At 72.4% G+C, this 21,330-nt stretch carries 18 protein-coding genes; 12 read left to right on the forward strand and 6 right to left on the reverse strand.

What is annotated here, in order from left to right:
- Positions 1-40: 40 nt before the first annotated feature.
- The 6 genes from manD to ACH54P_RS00815 all read left to right on the forward strand — a co-directional run bounded on the left by manD (position 41) and on the right by ACH54P_RS00815 (position 6,872).
- Positions 41-1,249 carry a D-mannonate dehydratase ManD gene (gene manD / locus ACH54P_RS00790; protein WP_489910343.1) on the forward strand — a complete coding sequence of 403 codons (1,209 nt, stop codon included), beginning with the start codon at positions 41-43 and terminating at the stop codon, positions 1,247-1,249.
- Positions 1,250-1,254: 5 nt separating this feature from the next.
- Positions 1,255-2,526 (forward strand): mannitol dehydrogenase family protein, encoded by a 1,272-nt coding sequence (locus ACH54P_RS00795; protein ID WP_489910344.1) that lies wholly within the window; start codon positions 1,255-1,257, stop codon positions 2,524-2,526.
- 31 nt (positions 2,527-2,557) lie between these two features.
- The gene (locus tag ACH54P_RS00800; RefSeq protein ID WP_489910345.1) at positions 2,558-3,925 is read left to right on the forward strand and encodes an MFS transporter; all 1,368 of its coding nucleotides are present in this window, start codon (positions 2,558-2,560) and stop codon (positions 3,923-3,925) included.
- Positions 3,922-5,043: an L-idonate 5-dehydrogenase gene (locus ACH54P_RS00805; protein ID WP_489910346.1), complete on the forward strand. Its 1,122-nt coding sequence runs from the start codon at positions 3,922-3,924 to the stop codon at positions 5,041-5,043. Before ACH54P_RS00800 ends, ACH54P_RS00805 begins: the two co-directional genes overlap by 4 nt.
- Before the next feature lie 32 nt (positions 5,044-5,075).
- Positions 5,076-5,633: a PfkB family carbohydrate kinase gene (locus ACH54P_RS00810; RefSeq protein ID WP_489917077.1), complete on the forward strand. Its 558-nt coding sequence runs from the start codon at positions 5,076-5,078 to the stop codon at positions 5,631-5,633.
- 114 nt (positions 5,634-5,747) lie between these two features.
- Complete coding sequence (locus ACH54P_RS00815; RefSeq protein ID WP_489910347.1) at positions 5,748-6,872, forward strand: adenosylhomocysteinase; 1,125 nt, start codon at positions 5,748-5,750, stop codon at positions 6,870-6,872.
- Between the two features lie 4 nt (positions 6,873-6,876).
- On the opposite strand, the gene ACH54P_RS00820 is transcribed toward ACH54P_RS00815, so the two are convergent.
- Entirely contained in the window at positions 6,877-8,415 is a 1,539-nt protein-coding gene (locus ACH54P_RS00820; protein WP_489910348.1) for a hypothetical protein, read from the reverse strand.
- A gap of 187 nt (positions 8,416-8,602) precedes the next feature.
- Between ACH54P_RS00820 and ACH54P_RS00825 the strand changes: the two genes are divergently transcribed.
- Positions 8,603-9,475 (forward strand): LLM class F420-dependent oxidoreductase, encoded by an 873-nt coding sequence (locus ACH54P_RS00825; protein ID WP_489910349.1) that lies wholly within the window; start codon positions 8,603-8,605, stop codon positions 9,473-9,475.
- On the opposite strand, the gene ACH54P_RS00830 is transcribed toward ACH54P_RS00825, so the two are convergent.
- Complete coding sequence (locus ACH54P_RS00830; RefSeq protein ID WP_489910350.1) at positions 9,472-10,296, reverse strand: alpha/beta fold hydrolase; 825 nt, start codon at positions 10,294-10,296, stop codon at positions 9,472-9,474. The genes ACH54P_RS00825 and ACH54P_RS00830 overlap by 4 nt on opposite strands.
- Positions 10,297-10,340: 44 nt before the next feature.
- Between ACH54P_RS00830 and ACH54P_RS00835 the strand changes: the two genes are divergently transcribed.
- The 4 genes from ACH54P_RS00835 to ACH54P_RS00850 all read left to right on the forward strand — a co-directional run bounded on the left by ACH54P_RS00835 (position 10,341) and on the right by ACH54P_RS00850 (position 14,066).
- A complete protein-coding gene (locus tag ACH54P_RS00835; protein WP_489910351.1) occupies positions 10,341-10,991 on the forward strand; it encodes a TetR/AcrR family transcriptional regulator in 651 nt (216 codons plus the stop codon).
- 113 nt (positions 10,992-11,104) lie between these two features.
- Complete coding sequence (locus tag ACH54P_RS00840; protein ID WP_489910352.1) at positions 11,105-12,451, forward strand: hypothetical protein; 1,347 nt, start codon at positions 11,105-11,107, stop codon at positions 12,449-12,451.
- Between the two features lie 311 nt (positions 12,452-12,762).
- The gene (locus ACH54P_RS00845; protein WP_489910353.1) at positions 12,763-13,416 is read left to right on the forward strand and encodes a GTP pyrophosphokinase; all 654 of its coding nucleotides are present in this window, start codon (positions 12,763-12,765) and stop codon (positions 13,414-13,416) included.
- A gap of 122 nt (positions 13,417-13,538) precedes the next feature.
- Complete coding sequence (locus ACH54P_RS00850; protein WP_489910354.1) at positions 13,539-14,066, forward strand: RICIN domain-containing protein; 528 nt, start codon at positions 13,539-13,541, stop codon at positions 14,064-14,066.
- Positions 14,067-14,123: 57 nt separating this feature from the next.
- Here the strand turns inward: ACH54P_RS00850 and ACH54P_RS00855 are convergent, their stop codons facing one another.
- A complete protein-coding gene (locus ACH54P_RS00855) occupies positions 14,124-14,771 on the reverse strand; it encodes a DUF998 domain-containing protein (RefSeq protein WP_489910355.1) in 648 nt (215 codons plus the stop codon).
- 202 nt (positions 14,772-14,973) lie between these two features.
- Here ACH54P_RS00855 and ACH54P_RS00860 point away from each other — a divergent pair, with 202 nt between their 5' ends.
- The gene (locus ACH54P_RS00860; RefSeq protein WP_489910356.1) at positions 14,974-17,442 is read left to right on the forward strand and encodes a M14 family zinc carboxypeptidase; all 2,469 of its coding nucleotides are present in this window, start codon (positions 14,974-14,976) and stop codon (positions 17,440-17,442) included.
- Positions 17,443-17,491: 49 nt separating this feature from the next.
- On the opposite strand, the gene ACH54P_RS00865 is transcribed toward ACH54P_RS00860, so the two are convergent.
- The 3 genes from ACH54P_RS00865 to ACH54P_RS00875 form a co-directional block, all read right to left on the reverse strand.
- A complete protein-coding gene (locus ACH54P_RS00865) occupies positions 17,492-18,121 on the reverse strand; it encodes a LysE family translocator (protein ID WP_489910357.1) in 630 nt (209 codons plus the stop codon).
- 61 nt (positions 18,122-18,182) lie between these two features.
- Positions 18,183-19,277 (reverse strand): J domain-containing protein, encoded by a 1,095-nt coding sequence (locus ACH54P_RS00870; protein ID WP_489910358.1) that lies wholly within the window; start codon positions 19,275-19,277, stop codon positions 18,183-18,185.
- Positions 19,278-19,712: 435 nt separating this feature from the next.
- Entirely contained in the window at positions 19,713-21,296 is a 1,584-nt protein-coding gene (locus ACH54P_RS00875) for an AMP-binding protein (protein ID WP_489910359.1), read from the reverse strand.
- Between the last annotated feature and the right edge of the window lie 34 nt (positions 21,297-21,330).

The following is a 21,330-nucleotide window of genomic DNA, read 5'->3' on the forward strand; positions in this document are numbered from 1 at the left end:
GACACTTGTATACAAGCACTGATGAACAGGAGGACGCCGGGTGAGCAGGATCGAACGCGCGGAGGTGCTCGTCGCCTCGCCGGGCCGCAACTACGTCACGCTGCGGATCACGACGTCCGACGGGGTGACGGGGCTGGGCGACGCGACCCTCAACGGCCGTGAGCTCGCCGTCGCGAGCTACCTGCGCGACCACCTCGTCCCGCTGCTGATCGGCCGCGACTCCGCCCGCATCGAGGACACCTGGCAGTACCTGTACCGGGGCGCGTACTGGCGCCGCGGGCCGGTGACCATGACCGCCATCGCCGCCGTCGACACCGCGCTGTGGGACATCAAGGGCAAGGTCGCCGGCCTGCCCGTCTACCAGCTGCTCGGCGGCCGCGCCCGCGACGGCGTGCTCGTCTACTCCCACGCCAGCGGCGAGGACGTCCCGGAGCTGCTCGACGACGTCGCCCGCTTCCGCGACCTCGGCTACCGCGCGATCCGGGCGCAGGCGGCGGTGCCCGGGATCGCGGGCAGCTACGGCGTCCGGCACGGCAAGGTCTACGAACCGGCCGCGACCGCCCTGCCCGACGAGCAGCCGTGGAGCACCGAGGCCTACCTCGACTTCGCGCCGACCTACCTCCACGCCGTCCGCGAACGCTACGGCTTCGGCTTCCACCTGCTGCACGACGTCCACCACCGGCTCAGCCCGATCGAGGCCGCCCGGTTCGGCAAGAGCGTCGAGGACTGCCGCCTCTTCTGGATGGAGGACCCGACCCCCGCCGAAAACCAGGAAGCCTTCCGGCTGATCCGCAGCCACACGACCACGCCGATCGCCGTCGGCGAGGTGCTCAGCTCCATCTGGGACGTCCAGCACCTCATCACCGAGCAGCTCATCGACTACGTGCGCACCACCGTCGTGCACGCCGGCGGGATCAGCCACCTGCGCCGCATCTTCGACCTCGCCGCGCTCTACCAGGTCCGGACCGGCTCGCACGGCGCGACCGACCTCTCCCCGGTGACCCTGGCCGCGGCGGTGCACGTGGACATCTCGGTCCCGAACTTCGGCATCCAGGAGTACATGGGCTACGCCGACGAGACCGCCGAGGTCTTCCACGGCGGCCCCGCTTACGCCGACGGGATGCTGCTGCCGTCCGAGGAACCGGGCCTGGGCGTCGAATACGACGACGAGGCCGCCGAGAAGTTCCCCTACGACCCCCGTTACCTGCCCGTGGCGCGCCGCCTCGACGGCTCCGTCCACGACTGGTGACGACCATGACCCGACTCGGCTCGTCCACAGTGGACATCGAGCGCGCCGGCCGCCGGCCGCGGATCGTCCACTTCGGACTCGGCGCGTTCCACCGGGCCCACCAGGCGGTGTACACCGAGGCCGCGGGGGAGCCGTGGGGCATCGCGGCCGTCGCGCCCCGCTCCACGGCCGTCGTCACCGCCCTGCGCGCCCAGGACTGCCTCTACTCGGTCACCGACCCGACGACCCGCGTCGTCGGCTCGATCGTCGAGGCGCTGCACCTGGGCTCGGACGCCGCGCGCGTCGGCGAACTGCTCGCCTCGCCGGACGTCACGGTCGTGACGCTCACCGTCACGGAGAAGGGCTACCGCGGCGGGCCGGTCGTCGGCGCACTCGCCACCGGCCTCGCCGGCCGGTTCCGGCGCGGTGGCGCGCCGGTCAACGTCGTGTCCTGCGACAACCTGACCGCCAACGGCCGCGTGCTGGAGCGGGTCGTGACGGACTTCGTGGCCGGGTCGGCCTGGCCCGACCGCGACCGGGTGCTGACGTGGCTGGCGGAGTCGGTCGCGTTCCCGTCCACCGTGGTCGATCGGATCGTCCCGGCCACCACCCCGGACCACCGCGCGAGAGCCGCCGAAGCGCTCGGTCTCGACGACGCCGTGCCGGTGTTCGCGGAGCCGTACCGCCAATGGGTTCTCGAGGACGCCTTCGCCGCCGAAATCCCGCCGTGGGACGGCGTCCACGTCGTGCCCGACGTCACGCCGTTCCAGCAGCAGAAACTGCGGCTGCTCAACGGAACGCACTCCGCGCTGGCCTACCTCGGGTCCGCTGCCGGGCACGAGACGATCGCCGAAGTCGTGGAAAGCGCATGGGGCGAGCGGTTCGTCCGCCGCTTCGGCGCCGAAGCCGCCGCGGTTCTGCCCGGCGACCACAGCGCGTACGTCGATCAGCTCGTCGAGCGGTTCCGGAACCCGGACATCCGGCACCTGCTGAGCCAGATCGGCTCCGACGGCTCGCTGAAACTGCCCGAACGCTGGTTCGGCACCCTCCGCGACGCCGAGAGCAAACCCGCGCTGGAACTCGCCCTGGCCGCCTGGGCGCGGGCCACCGAGCCGGACGCGGGCACCGGCATGACCGACCCCCTCGCCGGTGAGCTGGCCGCGTGCTGGCGCGCGCCGGACGACGTCGAAGCCGTCCGGCGGCTGCTGCGCCTTATCGGCGCCCCCGACGACGACACCCTCCCGAAGGCGATCGCCCGCCACCTGCCCGCCCTGCGGGCCGGGCGCGTCGGCTTCTGACCCTGCCGATCACGAGCAACGGAGCACAGTGATGACGGACAACCCACCGGCGGTGGCCGTGCAACCGCAGCAGCACCGCACCACCCGCGACCTCGTCCGCGCGGCGATGTCCGGCTGGCTGGGCACGGCCATGGAGTTCATGGACTTCCAGCTGTACTCCCTCGCCGCGGCCATCGTCTTCAACAAGATCTTCTTCCCGGACGTCAGCCCCGCCATCGGCCTGATCGCCGCGATGGCGACCTACGGCGTCGGGTACGTCGCCCGCCTCGCCGGCGCGATCTACTTCGGACGGATGGGCGACCGGCTGGGCCGCAAGAAGGTCCTCTTCATCACCATCTCCCTGATGGGTGTGTCCACCACGCTGATCGGCGCGCTCCCGACGTACCAGGCCGTCGGCATCCTCGCGCCGATCCTGCTCGTGGCGCTGCGCCTGGTCCAGGGCTTCGGCGCGGGCGCGGAGATCGCCGGCGCCACCGTGATGCTCGCCGAGTACGCGCCGGTGCGCCGCCGCGGCCTGATCGCGTCGCTGGTTTCGCTGGGCACCAACTCCGGCACGCTCGCCGCGTCCGCGCTGTGGGCCCTGCTCATCGGCGTGCTGTCGGACGAGCAGCTGCTGTCCTGGGGCTGGCGGCTGCCGTTCCTGCTCAGCTTCGTGCTGATGGTCTTCGCCGTGTGGCTGCGCCGCAACCTCAAGGAAAGCCCGGTCTTCGAGGAACGGCCGGACGTCGTGGACGGCGTCGCGCTGTCGCGCGCCGAGCTCGAAGACCGCGGTGTCCTGGAAGCGGGACTGCGCCAGCGCAAGGGCAAGGCGTTCTTCCTCGCCCTCGGCCTGCGGTTCGGGCAGGCGGGCAACTCCGGTGTCGTGCAGACGTTCCTCGTCGGCTACGTCGCCACGACCCTCGCCGTGAGCAAGTCGGTGCCGACCACCGCGATCGTCTACGGCTCCCTGCTCGGGTTCCTCACCGTCCCGCTCGTCGGCGTGCTCGGCGACCGCTTCGGACGGCGTCCGGTGTACCTCGCGCTGACCCTGCTGACCGCCGCGCTCGCGTTCCCGCTGATGTTCCTCATCACCAGCGGCACCACGCTCGCGCTGGAGGTCGGGATGATCATCGCGCTCAACGTCGGCGTGCTCGGCCTGTTCTCGCTGGAGAGCGTCGCGATGGCGGAGCTGTTCGGCGCCCGCACCCGGTTCACCCAGCTCGCGCTGGCCAAGGAGATCGGCGGCATCCTCGCCACCGCCGTCGGGCCGGTGGTCGCCGCGACGCTCACCGCGGCGACCGGGCACTGGTGGCCCGTCGCGGCGATGCTCGTCGTGTATTCGCTGATCACGCTCGTGGCGACGGTCCTGTCGCCGGAGATGCGCGGCCGCGACCTGGTCCGGCTGGAGGACGCGGCGTGAAGGCGGTGGTCGTGCACGGGCCCGGCGACGTGCGGGTCGACGACGTCCCGGCCCCGGTGCCGGGGGCGGGCGAAGTGCTCCTCGCCGTCGAGTGGGGCGGGATCTGCGGCTCCGACCTGGCCTACTGGCGCCACGGCGCGTCGGGCACCGCGGTGCTCAAGCACCCCCTGGTCCTGGGCCACGAGGTCGCCGGGCGGATCGACGGGCGCCCGGTCACGGTCCACCCCGCGCAGGCCGTCGGCGACGAACCCCTGCCGCCCCGGCTCGCCGGGCGCACCAACCTGCACCGGCAGGTGCGCTACTTCGGCTCGGCGGCCTTCGACCCGCACACCGACGGCGCGTTCTGCGAGTTCAAGGTGGTCCGGGCCGCGCAGGTCCGGGCGCTGCCCGAAGGGGTCGGAACGCGCGAAGGCGCGCTGGCCGAGCCGCTGGCCGTGGCCCTGCACGCCGTCCACCGCGCCGGCGACGTGCGCGGCCGCGACGTGCTGGTCAACGGCGCCGGGCCGATCGGCGCGCTGGTCGTGGCGGCCGCGAAGCACCGGGGTGCCCGCACGGTCGTCGCGGCCGACGTCGCCGCCGCGCCCCTGGCCGTCGCCCGCGCGATGGGCGCCGACGACGTGCGGGACCTCGGCGCCGGTGACCGGCTCCCGGACGACGTCGAGATCGTCTTCGAGGCTTCCGGTGCCCCGGCCGCGCTGGGCGGCGTCCTGCGGGCGACCGCGCGCGGCGGCACGCTCGTGCAGGTCGGCAACCTGCCAGGGCAGCCCGCCCCGGCCGAGCTCGGCGCCCTCGTCACGCGCGAGATCACGTGGACCGGGTCGTACCGGTTCGCCGGTGAGCTCGACGACGCGCTGGTGGCGCTGGGCGACGGCCTCGACGTCACGCCGCTGATCACGCGAGTCTTCGCCGTGGACCAGGCCGGGGAAGCACTGGAAGCGGCTTCCGACGGGCCCGGCAAGGTGCTGCTGCGGATCGGGGCGGACCGGTATGCCGACGGCGAGTCCGGCGCCGCCGGTGATCCGGCCGGCCGGCGGTGTGGTCAGCAGGGCCATGGTCTCGCCGAGCGTGACGACCGAGCCGGTCATGGCTCTCGCCGGACGACGTCGACGAGACGCTGATCGCCTCGGCCGCGATCCTGCACGTCACCGGCATCACGCCCGCGCTCGGCCCGGGGCCGCTGGCCGCGGTGGAGCGGGCGGTCCCGGTCGTCCGCGCGCACGGGACGCTCGTCTCGTTCGACGTCAACCACCGCCGGTCGCTGTGGTCCGAAGCGGCAGCGGCCCCGGTGCTGGCGCGGCTGGTGGCGGCCGCCGACCTGGTGTTCGCCGGTCCGGCGGAAGCGGAGCCGGTGCTCACCGGTGGCTGGCCCGCCTCCGACGACTCGACGGTGGCCGAAGGCGCCGGCCTGGCCGTCCGGCTGGCGGAGCTGGGGCCCGCCACCGCGGTGGTCAAGCTGGGCGCGGTCGCCGTCCACCGGGGCGAGCCGGTCCACGTTCCGGCGCGGGCCGTCGAGGTCGTCGACACGGTCGGCGCCGGGGACGCCTTCGTCGGCGGCTACCTGGCCGAGCTGGCCGCCGGCCGCTCCCTCGGCGAGTGCCTGACCACGGCGACCGCGCTCGGGACGGCGGTGTGCACGGTGCCGGGCGACTGGGAGGGCATCCCGACCCGCGCCGAACTGGCCGCGCCGGACCTCGCCGTCGTGCGGTAGCTTGGGGGCATGAGCGGACGGGCGATCTTCGGCGATCACTCCTACCGCAGCGACTTCCACGGTTGACGGTTCCCCGCTCCGGGACCCCTTTTTCGTTCAACCGTAAGGATGGTCATGTCTTCCAGCACCCAGTGGGCGCTCAACCACATGCCGCTGACCGCCGCCGCCGTCGAGGAGGTCGCGCCCGTGCTGAGCGGGCGCCGCCTGGCGATGTGCCTGCACGTGGAGCCGAAGACCGCGGCGCTGGTCACGCTGCTGGCCGGCGCCGGCGTCGAGGTCACGCTGACCGGCTCGCCCGGCACCACCCACGACGACGTCGCCGACGCGCTGCGGGACATCGGCGTGGTCGTGCACACCCGGCGCGCCGACGACGACGCCGGCCACGCCCGGAACGTCGCCGCGGTGCTCGAGTGCGAGCCGGACCTCACGCTCGACAACGGCGCCGACCTGACGCTGTCGCTGCTGGCGTCCGGGACGCCGGCGGGCTACCTCGGCGGCACCGAAGAGACGACCACCGGCGGCCTGCGGCTCCGGGAAGCGCGCGTCGGCCACCCGGTCGTCGTGATCAACGACTCGCGGCTGAAACTGCTGGTGGAGAACGAGTTCGGGGTCGGCCAGAGCGTCGTGCAGGGTTTCCTCAACGCCACCAACCTGATGGTGCCCGGGATGCGCGCGGCCGTCCTCGGCTATGGGCCGTGCGGCAAGGGCGTCGCGGACACCCTGTCCCGCCTCGGCGCGCGGGTCGCGGTGTGCGACACCGACCCCATGCGGGCGCTGCAGGCCATTTTGGACGGTCACCGGATCGGCTCGTCGGTCGAGGTGCTGTCCGACGCGCAGGCGGTCTTCACGGCGACGGGTGCTCCCGGTGTCGTCGGCGCGGACGAGCTGGCTGCCCTGCCCGACGGCGCGCTCATCGCCGGGGTCGGGCACTTCGCGTGGGAGATCGACGCGGCCGCCCTGCAGGCGGCGACCGCCCGCACGGTCGAGTACGGCGAGCCCGGCCGTCGCACCGGGCACGTCCTGGGGGACGGCCGCGAGGTCGTCGTCCTCGACCGCGGCCGGATGCTGAACCTGACCGCGGCGAACGGGAACCCGATCCAGGCCATGGACCTGGGGCTGACGCTGCAGGTCCGCAGCCTGGCGGCGGTGGCCGCGGGCGGGCTGCCGGCCGAGGTGCAGCCGGTCCCGGCGCCCGTGGAACACCGGATCGCGACGGACCTCGTGGCCCGGCTGCGCTAGCGGGTCAGGTGCGGTGGAACGTCATCGCCCGGCGGAGCACGTCGAGGGCCTCGTCGGCCCACGACAGGATGGACAGGCCCGAGTCGATGATCGCCGGTGGCGTGTTGACCAGCGTGTCCCGGCGCAGCAGCCGGTCGAAGTCGACCAGCACCGGATCCGGCCGGACCGCGCCGTTGGCGGACCTGAACTCCACGCCCGCGAGCCGCATGACGTTGATGAGTTCCTGGGCCAGGATGCCGTAGGCCACGGTGGTCGGGTGCACGCCGTCGAGGGAGAACAGCCCGCCGCCGTCGCGGCGGGTGCCGTCGCTGCTGAGGAACTGCGAGCTCAGGGGAGGCGTGCAGGCTCGCAGTTCCGCGGGCAGGACGTAGGGCTTCCACCACGACGGCCGGGCGAGCGGGTCTTCGATGTAGCGGCGCTGGGCGAGCCGGTCGAGGAGACCGGCGGTGTCGAGCAGGAACCAGTCACGCGGCTTCTTACCGGTCCGGGCTTCGTAAACGACTTTGGTGATCTCGTCGTTGTACTCGTCGATCGCGGAGTCGACCTCGCGAGCCTCGTCGGCGGTGATGTGCGGGTCGCGGGTGGGGTCGAAGCGGTCGCCGGAGATCCACGGGCGCGTGTAGTACGGGAAGTAGCGGGACCCGGGCGCGATCTTGGGGCCGACCCCGCGGGCGAGGGGCACGATCGTCACGTGGGGCACGGTGCACCAGATGACGTGACGGGCCTTGATTTCGCGGACCTTCCCGGCGACCAGGGCGAGCTCCGCCTTGAAGTGTTCCGGTCGCCAGACGGTGTACCGGCCGGCTCCGGCGACCGTGTCGTACCCGGTGTCACTCCAGACGACCTTGAGGTCGACGACGCTGCGGAGGGCGTTGTTGGCGCCGAGGAACACCACGAGGGTTTCGATTCCGGCCTCGGCCCCGCCGGTTTCGGCGCCGAGGGCGGCCGCGGCGTCGAAGAGGGTCAGGTTCGCGTTGGCTTTGCCGGACGGGTAGACGCGCAGGGCGGCGCGCTCGCTGCTGTTCTCGACCGGGCTGAACCAATTGTCGGACGGCTGCTCCAGGTTTTCCGAGAGCGTCGCGGCGTCGAGGTCGAGGGCGTCCCGAAGATTCCAGCCGTACACCGCGAGGTTGTGGTTGATCGCCGTCGGGGACGAGCTCGTCGCGCCGGGGCCCCGCTCCCAGTAGTCCTCCACCTGGTCCAGGAACTGGCGCCCGCGGTAGAGGGCGAGCGGGATCTCCCACCAGTCGACGGCGCGGCCGCACGCGTGCTCGAGCTCCCGCAGCAGGAGTTCGACGTTGAGCGGAAGACCGCCGAAACCGTTGTAGGTGGGATACCGGAAACTGTCCAGCCAGCCGAGTTCGTGGGCGATGATCGCCGGGTAGGAAACGTCGGTGTGGAAGATGGCGCCGCTCTGGAAACCGTGCGTCAATGAATCGCCGATCGTGACCAGGCGGTGCGGCGGGTGGTCGGTTTCCTTCCAGGTGCGCGGCACCTTTTCGCCCAGCGTGGGATCCCACACAGGTTCACGTGGTTCGGCCATGGCTGCCGCCTTTCGGAGGAACGGCGTTGTCCCGTATGTCGTAGTCGCCCGTTCCCGAAGCCCGGTTACAGCGCGAACCCGTCCGGGGGTGGCGTTCACGCGTGCGGAGTAATCCGGGACTTGCCCTGGAGCCCGCTCCAGGTCCTACCGTGGCGGGCACGCCGACCACACGTCAGGAGCACGCTTCATGGAACTCGGTTTCCACCTCCCCATCTTCGACATCGACGGCGGGACCACCGCCATCGCCGGTGAGCTCGCCCGGGTGGGCGCCGCGGCGGAGGAGGCCGGGGCGACCTGGCTGTCCTTCATGGACCACTACTTCCAGATCGAGCCGACCGGCCTCCCCGCCGAGTCCAACATGCTCGAGGGCTACACCACGCTCGGCTACCTCGCCGCGCACACGTCCCGGCTCGACCTCGGCCTGCTCGTCACCGGCGTGACCTACCGGCACCCCGGGCTGCTCGCGAAGATCGTCACCACGCTCGACGTCCTCTCGGGCGGGCGGGCGGTGCTCGGTGTCGGCGCCGCCTGGTTCGAGCGCGAGCACCGCGGCATGGGCGTGCCGTTCCCGCCGATCGCCGAGCGGTTCGAGCGGCTGGAGGAGACCCTGCGCGTCTGCGGGCAGATGTGGGACCCCGAAAACAACGGCCCGTTCGAAGGCCAGCACTACCGGCTGGCCGAGACGCTCTGCTCGCCGCAGCCGATCCGCCGGCCGAAGGTCCTGGTCGGCGGCGGGGGAGAACGCAAGACGCTGCGGCTGGTCGCCCAGTACGGCGACGCGTGCAACCTCTTCGGCAGCGCCCCCGAAGACGTCGCGCACAAGCTGGACGTGCTGCGCCGTCACTGCGACGACGTCGGCCGCGACTACGACACGATCCGCAAGACGATCCTCGCCAACAACCCGCGTCCGACGCCGGAAACCCGCGACGAGTTCGTCCGCAGCATGGCCGGCTACGCGAAGCTCGGTGTCCAGACGGCGATCGTCACCCCGACGACGGGCGCGCCCGCCGCGTGGATCGAGGGCATGGCCCCGGCCGTGCCGCAGCTGGCCGAGCTCTAGCCGGCCACCACGGCGGTCCGGATCCGCTCGGTGACCAGCTCCGGGCGCTGCAGCGGCAGGGCGTGGGTCGTGCGCGGCACGACTTCGACGTCGAACAGCGGGTTGAGCTTCGGCACGCGCTGTTCGACGTCGCGCGCGGGGTGGATCACGCTGCGCTCGCCGAGGAGCAACCGGACCGGGACGGTCACCGCGCGCAGCTCGTCGTCGGTGAACACGTGCTGTGGCGGGTGGTGCGCGCGGTAGGTGAGCCCGCCGAACAGCAGCGGGCGCAGCGTGCGCCGCACCGCCGCCCGGGGACGGGGGTCGAACCAGGTCGCGATCTCCCGCAGGCTCCACCAGAGGAAGCCGCGCCCGATCAGCGCGAAGCCGGCCGGCTCGATCGCGACCACGCCCGCGATGCGGTCCGGCGTGCGGACGGCCAGGTTGAGCGCCAGCCAGCCGCCGCGGGACACCCCCGCGAGCAGGAACTTCGCGTGGCCGAGGGCGTCGAGGACGTCGCTCAGCCAGTTCGCGCAGTCGTCGCCGGTCAGCACCGGCCGGGTCTGGCGTGAGCGCCCGGGTTCGCCGATCGTGTCGACGGCGTACACGCGGTGGCGCGCGGCCAGGTCCGCGACGTGCGGGTACCACGACAGCGACGTGCCCATCAGGCCCGGCAGCAGCACCACCGGCGGCCCCGTCTGCCCGCTCGCCCGGACGCGGGTGGGCCCGTAGCGCGTCGCGACGTCCAGATCCAGCACCGGCACGGGCCAGCGCGCGGCGATCCCGTCGTAGGCGGCCAGGTAGCGGGTTTCGGCCCGGTGGTCCTTGAACGCTCCGATCATCGTCCCTCCCCAGGGTTTATAGTGCAGATGCACGATAACAGTGGGTGTCCGATTCTGTCGAGCTGTGGCAGAGTGATCACGTGCCGAAACGCGTCGACCACCAGCAACGCCGACGGGAGATCGCGGAGGCGCTGTTCCGGATCGCCGCCCACGCGGGGCTGGGTGCGGTGACGCTGCGTGCCGTCGCCGCCGAAGCCGGGATCTCGATGAACCTGGTCCAGTACTACTTCCCGGCCAAGGACGACATGCTGCGGTTCGCCTGGCAGCGGATGGTCGAGCTGGGCATCGAGCGAGGGACCGTCGAAGTCGGCCGCGCGCTGGAAACCGGCGACGAACGGGCGGTCGTGCGCGCCTACCTGGCCGCCGTGCTGCCGTCCGACGAACGCAGCCGGCTGCTCTGCGCGGTGCAGATCGCGTACTTCGCCGCCGACGTCACCCGCGGCGGCCCGCAGCCGGACCAGGAAGCGCTGCTCCCGCACCTCGTGCGCGGGCTGGCGGAGCAGCTCGGGCTGGCGCAGCGGAAAAACCGCGTCGACCCGGACCTGGACGCGACGCTCGAGGCCGACGCCCTCGCGACGATGGCTGCCGGTCTCGTCACCGGGATCCTCGTCGGGGCGTACACCGCCGAGCGGGCGTTCGCCCTCGTCGACTACCGGCTCGACCAGCTGTTCGCCGGTCCCGGGAGCGTGGGTTAACCCCCGGATCACACGGGCCCTGGTAGGCAGGGGCCGGACCGGCGGACCGCCGGTCCGGTGCGCCGCGCGCCCGATTCCGCCGCCGTCCATAGTGGACATTCCGGCTTTTTCCGTTGAACCGCTTCGGTCGCCGCGCCGTGTGCCCTGGTGAGGTGGCGACCAGAGAGGAGGGGCTGATGCCCCACAAGCGCACGGCAGGACGACACCGCAAACCGGCGACGATCGGGCTCGCGGCCCTGCTGGGAGTCGCGGGGGCGACCGCCACGGCGATCGCCCTGAGCAGCCCGGCGAGCAACGCGGCCACGGAGAACTGCGGTGGTCTGGACACGGCGCTGCAGAACAACCTCACGTTCATCAAGAGCCAGCAGCAGGCGCCGGACGCCCAGTCCGCGGCCCGCATCGCGAACCGCCAGGCGGTGGTCGACCAGATCCAGCAGCGCCGCGAGGCGGCGGGTTGCGACGGCGAGGTAGCGGTCAACGCGGCGGCGGCGGAATGCGCGGCTCTGGCGGCGGCCGATCAGGAGGTTGCCGCGGATCGGAAGGGCAAGGCCGAGAACGGTAAGGCCGAGCAGAACGGCATGGCCGAGAACGGCGAGGCTGAGAACGGCATGGCTGAGAACGGGATGGCCGCCGAGAACGGGATGGCCGCCGAGAACGGCATGGCCGACCAGAACGGCATGGCCGCCCAGCAGGGTGCGGCGGCCCGGAAGGAAGCCGCCGACCAGGACGGATCCGGCGCCCGCAACGGCAAGGCCCAGCAGAAGGGCATGGCCGCCGAAAACGGCGCGGCCGACGAGAACGGCATGGCCGCGGAGAAGGGTGAGGCGGCCGAGAACGGCATGGCCGCCCAGCAGGACGCGGCCGACCAGAACGACGCTGCCGCCCAGGCCTGCGCGGTGGTCCAGGAATGCCTGGCCCAGGCCGCCGGTGTGGCCGATGCCAACGGCATGGCGAACCAGAACGGCAAGGCCGAAGAGAACGAGGCCGCCGACCAGAACGGCAAGGCCAAGCAGAACGGCAAGGCCGCCCAGAAGGGTGCGGCCGCCGAGAACGGCATGGCCAACGAGAACGGGATGGCCGCCGAGCAGGGCGCGGCTGACCAGAACGGCATGGCCAAGCAGAACGGTATGGCCGCCGAGAACGGCATGGCCGACGAGAACGGGATGGCCGCCGAGCAGGGCGCGGCTGACCAGGACGGCATGGCCGACCAGCAGCAAGACGCGGCCAAGGCCGAAGTAGCCGAGCAGGACTGCGGCGCCATCCTCGAGTGCGTCGCTCAGGCGGCCGCCGACCCCGCCGCGATGGCGGAGCAGCAGGGCATGGCCACGGAAGAGAAGCAGCAGAAGGCCAAGGGCAAGAACAAGGCCGACGCGGCCGAGCAGGCGGCCGCAGCCGTCGCTGAGAAGTGCGTCGCCGCCGCGGCGGAGGGCGCGACCGCGACAGCCACCGCGGGCAAGTGAGACCCGGAGGGGGTGCCTCGGTGGCGGGCCGGGGCACCCCCTCCGCCAGCGGCAGGGGGACAGCCGCGAAACCAACGGCGCGAAGCCGGGCCGGGCACCCGCGCCGGGTGCCCGGCGACCTGGCCTCCGCCAGCGGCGCCGGCGCTAACCGAGCCGCCGCCTGCCGAGGTCGTGCCCTCCGCGCAGCCCAGTGACGGCTCAACCCACCCGAACCGGTGACCGGCGGGAACTCCGGCCCGTCGCTGTCCGTTGATCCAAGTGAGCGCAGTAACCTGGTGCTCGGAAACGACCGACGACAGCACGAGGCTTCAGTGACCACCGACCCGGCGGCCGAGGACGCTTCCCTGCGCGAGGTGGCCGATGAGCTCGCCGTCGCCGGGCAGCTCCCCCGGTTCCTCCTGATGTACAAGTTCGCCATCGAAGAGCTGATGACGAAGCTGCGGATCCTCAGCGAGGAGTTCGACTTCGTCCACCGGCACGACCCGATCGAGCACATCACGAGCCGGGTGAAACGGCCCGAGGCGATCAAGGAAAAGGTGCACCGCCGCGGCCTCGGCGGCGACTGGGTCTCCGCGGCCCACTCCCTCGACGACATCGCCGGCGTGCGCGTCGTCTGCCCGTTCGTCTCCGACGTCTACGGCGTCGCCCGCATGCTCACCGCGCAGGACGACGTCGAGCTGTTGCGCACCAAGGACTACATCGCGCGGCCGAAGGCCAACGGCTACCGCAGCCTGCACCTCATCGTGCGCATCCCCGTGTTCCTGTCCGACCGGGTGGAGAAGGTCAAGGTCGAGGTGCAGCTGCGCACCATCGCCATGGACTTCTGGGCGGCCGTCGAACACAAGCTGTCGTACAAGTACAGCGACGACGTGCCGCCGGACTTCGCGGGTGAACTCGCCGCGGCCGCCCGGACGGCGGCGGACCTCGACGCCCGCATGGCGGCCCTGCACGAACGCCTGCGCTGACCGGCGCCGGAAGCACTGTCGACGCGCTGTCGACGCGCTGTCGACGAACTGTCGACGGCGGCTGCCAGTCTCGCCTCCTCAGCCCGATCACGGGGACATTCGCCGAAGGAGAGCCCGAGACCATGCGTCACACCTTCAGAAAGATCCTCGGCGGCCTCGCCGCCACGTTCCTGCTGGCCGGTGCCGGTCTGGCCACCGCCCCGGCCGCCGGCGCCGCCGCCTTCCACCCGATCAAGAACACCGGCAGCAACCTCTGCCTCCAGCCCGAAGGCGGCTCGACCGCGGAGTTCGCGGCGATCGTGCAGGTGCCGTGCAACCGCACCCCCGCGCAGGGGTGGCTGGAGCAGAAGGTCGCCACCCACCACTACATGTTCCTGAACCAGGCCAGCGGCTTCTGCTTCGACGCCTTCGACGGCGCGTTCAACGGCGCGCGGCTGCTGCAGGGCACGTGCAAGCGGATCAGCAACGAGGAGTTCAACACCGGCGTCGACCTGCCGAACATCACGTTCATCGAGTCGCGGGTGCACTTCACCGACACCGGGTTCTGCGTCGACGTGCCCGGCGGCCAGCCGACGATCGGCCTGGCCATGCAGATCTTCCGGTGCAACGGCACGCCCGCGCAGCGCTGGGTGATCGGCTTCGACCTGTAGCCGCGGAAGGCGGGGACGGCCCGGGCCGTCCCCGCCCGAGGGATCTGCACGAACCCGTTACGGCTGTCGTCCGGCCGGCGCGAGCAGGACACCCAGCGCGACCAGCTCGGTCAGCGCCATCCCGCGTTCCACCAGGCCGAGCGGGATCAGCGTCCACCAGCGGCCGCCGTCCACCGCGGCGACCACGACCGCACCCAGGATGACCGCGAACCAGCCCAGCGACGCGATCGCCAGCACCCGGACCAGCCGGCGCCGGCCGGGGGAGCCGGGGAACGCCGTCCGCGCCGCGACCAGCACCGCCAGCGGGAGCGCGACGAACGCGACCACGCTCGCGATCCGGTGCAGCGTGCCGCCGAAGTCCGCGCGCGAAACCGTGGCCCAGTCGGGCTTCGGGAAGGCCACGATGACCAGCAGCCCGACCGTCCACAATGTACCCAGGATGGCCGCCGGCACCGGCAGCCGCCGCTGGCGGCCCAGGACCGCGAGCCCCGCGGCCGAGCCGAGCGCGACCAGGACCACGGCGAGGTCGAACACCCACTTGTGGTCGGACAGACCGTACTCGCTGATCGTCCGCCGCGTCACGCTGATCTCGTCGGTCGGCGGGATGACCTGCAGCAACAGCACCAGGCCGGCGCCGATCACCAGCGCGGCGACACCCGAGAGCGAAACAGCGACCGAAACCCGTCGCGCAGGGACCGTGACCATGAACCGACAGTAGCCGACGGGCAGTTGAACTCCCGGTGAAACCGGCCTTTCGGACAGGCGCCGGCGTTGAAAGCTGTACAACTTCCGGCGGTTACCCCAGCCGGATTTCCTCCATTATGGTCACTCGCTACCGGTACGTCCGCGGTGCCGGCCCTCGGTCAAGGAGGCTTTTCCTGTGGGGAATTCACCAAGACGGTTGGTGATGACGGTCTCGGCTGTCGCGCTGGCCGCAACGTTCGTCGCGCTGCCGACCGGCACCGCCGGCGCGGCGCAGAACATCCTGCGTGCCGACAAGTCGGTACCTCGCTCGTGCTTCGCGAAAGTGCTGCCCAAGGGCACCTCGGGCGCTGATCGCCGCGAGGTCACGTCCACCGTGGACGGTCTCGTGCAGGCCCGGCTCAAGCCGGCCCAGGGCGCCGAGGGCGACTGGGACGTCGCCGTCTTCGACAAGGCCACCGGCGCCGTGGTCGCCGCCTCCACGGCGTTGCGCACTCGCGAACTCGCCGAGAGCTTCGTGAAAAAGGGCCAGGAGCTCGTCGTCCAGGGCTGCCGCTACGGCGGCTCGGCCGGGCAGGCCCAGCTCGGCGTCGACTTCCTGGCGCTGACCCCGCAGGGCACGCCGACCGGCACCGCCGCGGCGCCCCAGCGCGCGGAGCTCGTCCGCGTCGAGACGCCGACGCGCGCCGACAAGAACAAGCTGACCGGCCTCGGCCTCGACGTCACGGAGAAGGGCGACGCGACCGGGGTCGAGGTCGTGCTCGCCAACGACGCCGACCGCAAGACGCTCAAGGACAGCGGTTTCAAGTCGAAGGTGATCGAGGCCGACCTCTCGGCCAAGTCGGTGCAGGACGCGAAGACCGACCGCCAGTACGCCGCGGCGACCGCCACCTCGGCGCTGCCGTCCGGGCGGACCAGCTACCGGCACCTCTACGACTACAACTACGAGCTGAAGGAACTGGCCCGCAAGAACCCGGGCCTGGTCTCGGCGTTCACCATGCCGGAGTCGACGTGGGAAGGCCGCGACGTCGTCGGCGTCGAGATCGCCACCGACGTCAAGAACGTGACCGACGGCAAGCCGGTGAACTTCACCATGGGCGTGCACCACGCCCGGGAGTGGCCGGCCGGCGAGCACGTCATGGAGTGGGCGTACGAGCTGGTCAACGGCTATTCGCGCGACGCCTCGATCCGCGGCATGGTGAGCAAGACGCGCAACATCGTCGTGCCGATCATCAACCCGGACGGCTTCGAGATCTCCCGCGAGGCCGAGCCCAAGGGCGACTTCACCCGGTTCGACTACGAGATGAAGCGCAAGAACTGCAACGTCAACGACTCGCCGCCGCAGTTCGCGACCGGCGTGTGCAAGGCGAACCCGGGCGGCCGCCTCCGCGGCACCGACCCCAACCGCAACTACGCGGGCTTCTGGGGCGGCAACGGCGCCGAGCTGACCTGGAGCGGGGACACCTTCCGCGGGTCCGCGCCGTTCAGCGAGCCCGAGGTCCGCAACGTGCGCTCGATCGTGTCGTCGCGCCAGGTGACGAACCTGATCACGATGCACACCGTCGCCGCGCTGGTGCTGCGCCCGCCGGGCGTGGCGGACGTCCGCCCGCCGCTGGAGGAGCCGCAGTACAAGGCCCTCGGTGACAAGCTGGCCTCGCGCAACGGCTACACCAGCGAGCCGAGCTGGGCGCTCTACGACACGACCGGCACCACCGAGGACTGGTCGTACTGGGCCACCGGCGGCTGGGGCTTCACCATCGAGGTCGGCGGCAACGGCTTCCACGGGCCCTACGCCGACAGCGTCGTGGCCGAGTACGAGGGCCTGGCCCCCGCGGCCGGCGCCGGCAAGGGCGGCAACCGCCAGGCGTTCCTGGACATGCTGGGCAACGCGGCCGACCCGCAGCAGCACTCGACGCTGATCGGCTCGGCGCCCAAGGGCTACCAGCTCAAGCTGCACAAGACGTTCCAGACGCCGACGTCGCCGGTGCTGCAGCCGGACGGCTCCACCAAGCCGCCGATCTACTACACCGACGACCTGAACTCGAAGTTCACCGCCACCGGCGGGCGCTTCGCCTGGTCGGTCAACCCGTCGACCCGGCCGTACGTGGCCGGCCGGTACGGACGCGACCCGCAGGGCCCGGCGCAGCAGGGCTTCGCGGTCACGAACCCGGCCGGGGTGCCGCCGATCAACCAGAACTACCCGGTCGACCCGGCGGGTGACTCGTTCACCTTCCACGTCGACGGCCTGCCGAAGGTCGACAACGGGAAGTTCAGCGTCAACATCAACTGGGCGAACACCGCGACCGACTGGGACCTCTACATCTACGACTCGGCGGGCAACCTGGTCAGCTCGTCGGCGAACGGCGGCACGACGTCCGAGCACGCCGTGCTGTTCGACCCGCCGGCCGGCGACTACAAGGCCGTGGTGGTCAACTACGACCAGGCCGACCCGAACGCGGTCGACGACTGGGCCGGTGACGTGTCGTTCTCGTCGCCGATCCCGCCGACCTACGGGACGAAGGAGGCCTACCAGCTGACCTGCTCGGCGCCGAACGGCAAGCTCGTCGGCGTGGCGGACGTCTTCGTCGACCGCGCGCAGACGGTCGACGTCGGCGAGGTCTGCACCCGCTCCGCGCACGCGCAGAAGCAGCGCGCCTCGGGCGGGGTCCGGTAAGGAGTTCCGGTTCGTTCGTGAAGGCCTCCTCGCTCGCGCGGGGAGGCCTTCACGGCGTCAAGGCCAGGGTGACGCCGAGGACGACGAGAACGGCGCCCACGACGCGGTTGAGGGCCGGTTTCGCGTGGGCGTACCAGCGCTGGGTGGCGGGCGAGGAGAACAGCAGCGCCACACTCAGGTGCCACGCGGCCGAGGCGGCGACGATCAGCGCCACCGCGGCGGCCTTGACGGCGACGGGCTCGGTGGGCGGGAGCGTCGCGGTGAGCACGCTGCCGAAGAACGCGGCGGCCTTCGGGTTGGTCAGGTTGCTGACCACGCCACGGCGGAAGGCCGTGGCCTTCCGGCCTTCCGCCGCCGGGCTGCCGGATTCGCCCGGCGCGGCTTCGGGGGTCCGGGCCCGCAGCCAGAGCCGCAGGCCGAGCCAAGCGAGGTAGCCGCCGCAGACCACGCGCAGGGCCGTCGCCAGCCACGGTTCGCGCGCCAGCACGGCACCCAGCCCGAAGACGGCGACGGCGGCCAGCAGCCCGCCCGCGGCGACGACCCCGAGCGCGACCCCCACGGCGGCGCGCCGGCTCCCGGCGGCGGCGGTGTGGGCGATGAGGACGAAGTTGGGCCCGGGGGAGACGGCGGCGGGGAGGTAGGCCAGCAGCACGGTGCCGAGCGTGGCGGTCGTGTTCATGCGGCTGGGCGAGTAGCGCCGGGGCCCGCGGTTGCGGCGGGCCCCGCGTCGAGGGCGGCGCTCACGCCGCCCGGCCGCCCCCGCCGACCACCTGGTCGCGCATCGCGCGCAGCGCCTCGTGATCCACTGTGGACGGATCGGCGGCCAGCCACTCGCCGATCTCGTGGAGGAACGTCTCCGGCGTCATCGGCGCGGCCGGCAGGTCGCCGGGGACGGCCGTGGTCAGGTCGCCGCTGCGGCTCGGGTACACGATCATCGCGCCGCGCAGCGCCACGCCGGGCAGCAGGTCGCGGTACGCGGCGAGGCTCTCGGCGAGCCGGCTGCCGCCGCCGCGGAACGGCCGTCCGTTGCGCAGGAGCCTGCCGTCCTCGGCGGTCTCGTAGTGCCCCGGCAGCCACAGCTTCGACTCGATGAGGACCAGCCGCTTCCCGCACAGCACGGCGTGGTCGACGTCGGCGAACACCGACCCGGGCCAGGCGAGCCCGTGGAAGATCCGGGCGCCGGGCAGGCGGGTCAGGTAGCCCTCGAGCAGGTCGGCGGTGAGCCGCTCGGCCAGCTCGTCGCGCTCGGTGCCGGGGGTGCCGAAGACGGTGCGGCCGCCGAACTCCTCGGCGTAGGCCTCGCGCGCCCGGGCGGCCCGCAGGTACCCGCGGGCCAGCCGCTGGACCAGCAGGGCGGTCCCCGCGGTCAGGATCAGCCAGACGATGAGCACCGGCGGCGAGAACCCGACCCCGGTGACCAGCGGCAGCAGCACGAGCACCATCCCGGCGACCGCGGCGACCACCGGCGTGTGCCCCGGCCCGCGGCGGCGGCCGTGCCGCATGCGGGTGTCCTCGCCGGCGAAGTGCCACCAGCTCAGGTCTTCGGCGTCGAGTTCGGGCAGGTCGGGGACGAACCCGGGCTCGTCGCCGAAGCGCCGCCGGGGGCGCGGCCGGACGGGGACGGGCACCACGGTGGCACCGCCGGCGTCGTAGCGCGCGCGGGCCAGCGGGTCGCTCAGGACGTCGTAGGCCTCGCGCAGCAGCCGGAACGTGCCGACCGTGCCGCCGCCGTCCGGGTGCATGGTCTTCGCCAGGCGGCGGTAGGCCGTCTTGACGTCGGCCGCCGTCGCGTCCCGGCGGACGCCGAGCACCTCGTAGTAGTCGACCTCGGGCACGCTGGCGTTCACCTCCGGATGGCTGCGCGAAGACTTTATGGGGTCGCGTCGCGGGGCCGGTCACCGCCTCCGCGGCGCGGCCGGGTGATGTTCCCGCGACGCAGGTCAGGGCCGTGTCCGGAGTTTTACCGGTGACGGCGGCGGGTTCGCGCGCCCGGGCTCGCGGAGCCCGCGGGCCGCGTGACGGGGGCTCGCGCGCCTTCGGCGGGGCGTTTGCGGTGGTCCGTGAGTGTCCACTGAGGACCGTTTGTCGCCCGGAAGTGTTGCCGGGGCCGGAAACGCGGGGATCGTGGTGACTTTTCGTAACCGGATTTCACCTGGATGGACGGGAACAGGTGTTCGAATACTCGGCTAGGATGGAGGCATGTCCCCGGCATTCCCCAGACGTGACGGGCCCACCGCCACCCCACCTCGGCAGCGGGCCCGTCACCCCCGTCAGCGCTCGCGCAGCAGGAACCGCTGCAGCTTCCCGCTCGCGTTGCGCGGCAGCGCGTCGATGAACCGCACCCGGCGGGGGTACTTGTACGGCGCCGCAACGGCTTTGGCGTGCTCCTGCAGGGCGTGCACGACGTCCGGGCCGGGCGTGACGCCGGGGCGCAGCACGACGAAGGCGGTCACGACCGCCCCGCGGTCCGGGTCGGGCGTGCCGACGACGGCGCACTCCTCGACGTCCGGGTGGGTCAGCAGCACCTCTTCGACCTCGGGAGCGGCGATGTTGTAACCGGAGGAGACGATCATGTCGTCGCTGCGCGCCACGAACCGGAAGTAGCCGCCGGGTTCGCGCACGTAGGTGTCACCCGTGATGTTCCAGCCGTCGCGGACGTAGTCGGCCTGGCGCGGATCCTCGAGGTAGCGGCAGCCGGTGGGGCCCTGCACGGCGAGCCGTCCGGGCGTGCCGTCGGGCACCGGCTTGCCGTCGAGATCCAGGACGGCGGCGCGGAAGCCCGGCACCGCGGTGCCGGTCGTGCCGGGCCGGGCCGCCTCGTCGGCCGCGGAGATGAAGACGTGGAGCATCTCCGTGCTGCCGATCCCGTCGATGAGCGGCCGTCCGGTGACCTCGCGGAACTGCTCGGCCACGGCGGCGGGCAGGGCTTCGCCGGCGGACACGGCGCGGCGGACCCCGGCCAGCAGCGGTCCGTCGCCGGAGCCGAGGATCGCGCGGTAGGCGGTCGGCGCGGTGAACAGCACGGTCACCGACCGCTCGGCCACGATCGACGCCAGCTCCTTGGGCGTGGCGCGGTCCAGCAGGAGCACGGACGCGCCGGCGCGCAGCGGGAACACCAGCAGGCCGCCGAGGCCGAAGGTGAACGCCAGCGGCGGGGTGCCGCAGAAGAGGTCGTCCGCTTCCGGCCGCACGACGTGCCGGGAGAACGTGTCGGCGATGGCGAGCAGGTCGCGGTGGAAGTGCATCGTCGCCTTGGGCGTCCCGGTGGTGCCGGAGGTGAAGGCGAGGAGTGCGACGTCGTCGGCGGCCGTCGGCACGTCGGCGAAGGTCGCCGGGTGCCGTGCGCAGCGTCCGGCGAGCTCGGCGCCGTAGGACACCACGGGCAGCCCGGGCGGCAGCTCGTCGAGCAGGCGCTCGTCGCAGAGGGCGACCGCCGGCCGCGCCCGGTCGACGATCTTGCCGAGCTCGTGGCGGCGCAGCATCGGCATCGTGGTGACGGCGACGGCCCCGGCCTTGAGCACGCCCAGCCAGCACGCCGCGAGCCACGGCGTGTTGGTGCCGCGCAGCAGCACGCGGTTCCCCGGCACGATCCCGAGCTCCGCGGTGAGGACGTGCGCGATCCGGTTGGCGCGCGCGACGACCTCGCCGTAGGTCCACGTCTCGTGCAGCGAGCGCAGGCAGGGCCGGTCCGGGCCGAGGCGGGCGGCCGTGTCGTCGAGCAGCGCGGTCGCGGCGTTCAGCCGGTCCGGGTACCGCAGCTCCGGCAGGTCGAACACCAGCCGCGGCCACTGGTCACCGGGCGGCAGCCGGTCACGGCAGAACGAGTCGGTGTGAGCGCTGGGAGTAAGCCTCATCGCAGCTCCTCGGGTCGGCCTGCACCCCGAGGAA

It is taken from the genome of Amycolatopsis sp. N2S4-7, assembly GCF_058119595.1.